This is a genomic window from Antrihabitans spumae (assembly GCF_043944905.1).
In the GTDB taxonomy this organism is placed as follows: Bacteria; Actinomycetota; Actinomycetes; order Mycobacteriales; family Mycobacteriaceae; genus Antrihabitans; species Antrihabitans spumae.
In genome coordinates this window covers 1-4,415 of the sequence record NZ_JBIMSN010000152.1, presented here as the reverse complement: position 1 = coordinate 4,415, position 4,415 = coordinate 1, and the positions used below count along the sequence as shown (strand labels likewise).

Annotated in this window: 4 protein-coding genes; all 4 read left to right on the top strand. The window is 53.6% G+C overall.

Going from position 1 to position 4,415, the window contains the following annotated elements:
• The first annotated feature begins 365 nt into the window (after positions 1 to 365).
• The 4 genes from ACHIRB_RS28555 to ACHIRB_RS28540 all read left to right on the top strand — a co-directional run bounded on the left by ACHIRB_RS28555 (position 366) and on the right by ACHIRB_RS28540 (position 4,376).
• Positions 366 to 1,310: a hypothetical protein gene (locus tag ACHIRB_RS28555; RefSeq protein ID WP_395126678.1), complete on the top strand. Its 945-nt coding sequence runs from the start codon at positions 366 to 368 to the stop codon at positions 1,308 to 1,310.
• Positions 1,307 to 2,269, top strand: a complete 963-nt coding sequence (locus ACHIRB_RS28550) for an ATP-grasp domain-containing protein (RefSeq protein WP_395126677.1) — start codon at positions 1,307 to 1,309, stop codon at positions 2,267 to 2,269. The genes ACHIRB_RS28555 and ACHIRB_RS28550 overlap by 4 nt, the downstream gene beginning before the upstream one ends.
• Positions 2,262 to 2,951: a hypothetical protein gene (locus ACHIRB_RS28545; RefSeq protein WP_395126676.1), complete on the top strand. Its 690-nt coding sequence runs from the start codon at positions 2,262 to 2,264 to the stop codon at positions 2,949 to 2,951. Before ACHIRB_RS28550 ends, ACHIRB_RS28545 begins: the two co-directional genes overlap by 8 nt.
• 270 nt (positions 2,952 to 3,221) lie before the next feature.
• Positions 3,222 to 4,376: an LGFP repeat-containing protein gene (locus tag ACHIRB_RS28540; RefSeq protein ID WP_395126675.1), complete on the top strand. Its 1,155-nt coding sequence runs from the start codon at positions 3,222 to 3,224 to the stop codon at positions 4,374 to 4,376.
• The last annotated feature ends 39 nt before the right edge of the window (positions 4,377 to 4,415 follow it).

Below are 4,415 nucleotides of genomic sequence, written 5' to 3'. Positions count from 1 at the left end.
CACCATTCTTTGTTGGTGACACGGACTTCCGCTCAATCGCCGTGAAAGCACGAGGCTAGACTCGCGTACGTGACGATGAGTTCTCCTGCTCTCGCAGCTCGACGACACCTGCCGTACCCAGCGACCGTGGTTTGGCCCTTCGGTACTTCACTTCGAGTCCTGGATAGATGTCGTCCTTATGAAGGATGGACGGCTGTACCGAAATGGGCTACGCGTGTATCGCGAAATTTATTGCGTCATGATTTCGCAGAGATTTCGCGGTGAACGACAGGCATTTCGACCTGCTCCTTGAGGTCCTTCGAAATGGCGGATCCGACGCGACTATACGAGATTCCGCTGATCTCAGAGCTTGGATACTCGAAGACGTGCCTTCCTTCCACGGTCTGAGCACAGCACAACTGGCCGCTTCGTTTAGACGACTGTTACTCGACGCTTCAGCAGCGTTTCTGATTGACGATCGGTACGTCAATCAGGAGGTGATTCAGCTCGTTGTTGGAAGTCGTGAAACGGCCGATCATCGCCGCTTTGTTTCCTCGGACACGACGTATGAAAGAATTGCTGCTCACTTCCGTGTAGGCGTGCGTAGGGCGCAACAGATCTTGCGGAACGAAATAGCGCCAGCTATCTTTAAGGCACTACAGGATTTCACGAATTCGCCGAACGTTCGAGCTGATACTTTGTGGCGTGATTGTCGAATATCACTCGCGGCTCGACCACATGATGACCCCAATCTGTATGTTTTGAGAGCTGTTATGGAGTTCCAATCATCGGTCATGGATGTCATTGTGGCGATTACAGATGCCGAGGAGGACGCCGATCGTTTGTGCGCTGAATGTCCGAATATTACGGAGATACTCGTTCCATCACGCGGGATGGCAGCCTTTCCATATTTGACCTATGCGCCCGACAGCAATGCCGAAAGGTTTGTCAAAGCCACTGCGGTAAAAATGAATGAGTCTGAGATATCGGAACTCTTAGGTGAGGCTGCTTTTAAGTACGATGCCGAGTATTATCGATTTGTGGTGAATACCGATGCGAAGGAAGTGAGGTATCGACTCATCCTCGACCAAGAACTGTCCGTTCGAACACACTGCTTCTGGAGTGTTCCGCGACGTATCCATCTCCAGAGACTAGATATCGACTTCTCGGGATTTCCGAATTCGGCCCTCCATGAATTCAGTGTTGTTCCGCGGCTTGGGGGAGGGATAAGGACAGATTCCGACCAGTTGACGAAGACTTTTAAGGTAATTGGACCGAAGTGGGTCCTTCCCGGGCAGAGTGTCATCGTGAACTGGAGCGAACACCCATGACCCTTAAAAAACTTGTGCTGATCAGCCGCTGGGATGACCCGCACAACAGTTCAATTCTAGGAATAGCGCGGCGCCGAAACATACATGTTCGTCATCTTAGGCTCGGTCTGGCCTCAAGTGACTACGTAATCGATAGCCATGGTTTTGGGCTTCAAGTCCACTGCGATGGGATAACGTTCGATCTTCAATCTTCCGACACACCCGATGTTCTGTTTCTTCCGCTGGTGGTTAAGCGCCGCAATATTGTTGAGGATGTGAGCTCTAGCTTCTCGGCAAGGGAATGGAACGCTGTGTTTGACTCTATGTTCATGCAATCGTGGGCCCGATGGCCTAACCGATGGCTCATCAAGCCGGGGGCTGACGTTATGCAGAATCAGAAGCTATTTCTGATGCACCGCGCGGTTGGAATCGCTACAACTCTCGCCATTCCGGACACAAACATCGGTACTAAGATCGATTCCATGCATCTTGATCGGCGCACCGTTGCGAAAGCAATCAATTCGTGGCAGGAAATTAGTAGTGGACGGTATTTCAACACCACGGAGCTTTCCGAGCAACAAATGGCCGAATTGTCTGATAAAGGTCTACAAACCCCAGGGATGGTTCAGGAATTCATCGAGCATCGCGTCGAATTTCGAGTGTACGTAGTTCGAGGCGTGTGCATCGCCGTTCGAATTGAACCTGAAATTCCACCCATCGATTTCCGATTGCTGAAGCCGGCGGATTCTACGAGTGTCCATATTGTGGATAGGTTGCCTTCCGGTGTTGATTCAGACTTGGTCGCCATCTGCGCCGCGCTGAGGCTTGACTTTTGTTGTTTCGATGTCTCCGTAGAGAATGAATCTGGTCATCCTTACCTAACAGACATAAACCCGACGGGAAGCTGGCACTATTTGAATCGAGATTTCGGAGTTGACGTGACGGAGCTAATACTCGACAATATGGAGAATAATGATTGATTATTTTCGTGTACCGCGAACGGTGTCAAATACTGACGATGCATTGCATTGCTTGCAAGCGGCATTTATAATGACCGTCGAAACCTTGTCCGATATCGTTGTCTCAGATCTCGAAGCTGAACAAATTACTGGCTTCAAATCTGGCGTTGAGACCTGGCCCTACAGGATGCTGTCATGGTTAAGTGGCAACAATTTCGACGTCATCCACGTCGATGCTATAAGTGCCCAGGGTCTTTCGGTAGACCCGCGAGCCGAACTTGTCCGAACTGGTTTCGATAATGACACCATCGAATATTTTTTTAAGATTTCTGACTTTAAGGCAGAGGCGCAAGCTATCGATGAATGCTTGGTTCGCGGCGTCGAGTTCGAGAACCGTCTTCCAACGCTAGATGACATCAGTGTTCGAATCCGCGACGGCTGGCTGCCGGTCGTGGCACTGGACGCTGGCATACTCACCCAAGAAGACCGCTCAGGATATCAAGGGCACATGGTGCTCGTCACCGGTTGGCATGAATCGAGGAGTCTTGCCCGAATCCAGGACTCCGGCCCACCCGCGAGATGGAATTGGGATGTTCCATCTGATTTGGTTGCTGCAGCGATGCGCTCTCCAGCCGATTCCTCAGGTACTATCACCTTCGTTAGGCGGACCACGGGAAGCGGTGCGAGAAATGGAACTCAGTGAGATTGTCGCGTCGTCGGCAAGCGGTCAAGCTACAGGCGGGGGCGACTCGCCCGTCGGTTAAGTTGATCGCGAAACTGTAGAACTCCAGATAGTCCTCCGCCAAACACGAAGCCGGCGACGACCGTTCCAACGGAACCTCCAACTGAACAAGTCGAGGCACCGCAGAGTGCGCCCCCGGAGTCGACGACGAGCGCGCCTCCGACTGCTAAGACGAAGCCAGATAAGTGGAAGCCGACAGAATCACCGAAATCGACCGTCGTACCCGGGCAGATGCGCTCGGATCGCGAAGAGATTCCAGAAGGCTTCACCAAAGAAGACGCTGACAAGGCGGAGATCGCCGAGGCGGAAATGCTGAAGCGCCGTACGATGCAACGTACAAGTGCGCAGGCCGCGGCCACCGACTGCATGACCTATTGGCCCGAGTGGCGCTACCAGGTCTGCGGCGCGATTCGGGTCAAGTACGACTCCCTCGGCGGGCCAAACAACTTCCTGCTCTGGCCCACGTCGAATGAGATCCGAAACCCAGACAATGTAGGCGTCAGGCAGACCTTCACCAACGGGCCTATATATTGGCACCCCAGCGCTGGCGCGCATCCCGTGGTGAATCACTTCTTCGCCGCCTGGCAACGCAATGGCTGGGAGGGCGGCAAGCTCGGCTATCCGACGTCCGACGAAATTGTCAATCCCGACAACATAGGCCGGCGCCAGACATTCCAAGGCGGGACCATCTACTGGAGAGTCAACGAAGCGTATTACGTCACCGGAGCCATCCGTGACAAGTGGAACCAATTGGGTCCCCTGCCAGCCGAACGAAGCTTTCTCGGATACCCGATTTCCGATGAGGTCGTCTTACCTGGTGGTCAGGGACGGATGAACCGCTTCGAGAACGGGGTTATTTACTGGTCGCCGACAACGGGAGCCCACCCTGTGTCGGGGCCGATCCTCGACCAGTGGTCTCGCGCTGGATATGAAGGCAGCAGTTTCGGGTATCCAATTGCAGACGAAGTCGCGGTGCAGGGCGCATCTTCGCGCCAACAGTTCCAGAACAAATGGATCCACACACCAGTGGCCCATGTAGCACTCGGGTCAACTGGGAAGTCGCTGTCGTTCGGAGTGCCGTTCGGGAGTCAGCTCGCCGCGTCGTCCACCAGCGACACTGTCCTACTGCAAGGCCCTGGTTTCGATCTGAGATTCAAACGGTACACGGGCGGCGCGGTGAACATGGGACTCACTCTCAACAGCGCTCAAGCTCCAAGCGAGTTCCGTATGCTGCTCGGTTTGCCGCCCGGCTTCTCGTGGATGAACACGCCCACGGGGATAATCTTCACGGCACCAGATGGAAGCAAATTGGCATCGCTATCCAATCTGCTTGCTTTTGACTCTCAAGGCAACGCGGTCGCGGTTAACCTCCGGCTTTCACCGTAATTCAGTCTGAGACTGTGTCATTCATGAAGAAAGGTGCTC

What these genes read in the sequence shown, in the direction of transcription:
- ACHIRB_RS28550 (WP_395126677.1), top strand. Translation starts at nt 1,307, where the DNA reads ATGACCCTTAAAAAACTTGTGCTGATCAGCCGCTGGGATGACCCGCAC.
- ACHIRB_RS28545 (WP_395126676.1), top strand. Translation starts at nt 2,262, where the DNA reads ATGATTGATTATTTTCGTGTACCGCGAACGGTGTCAAATACTGACGAT.
- ACHIRB_RS28540 (WP_395126675.1), top strand. Translation starts at nt 3,222, where the DNA reads ATGCGCTCGGATCGCGAAGAGATTCCAGAAGGCTTCACCAAAGAAGAC.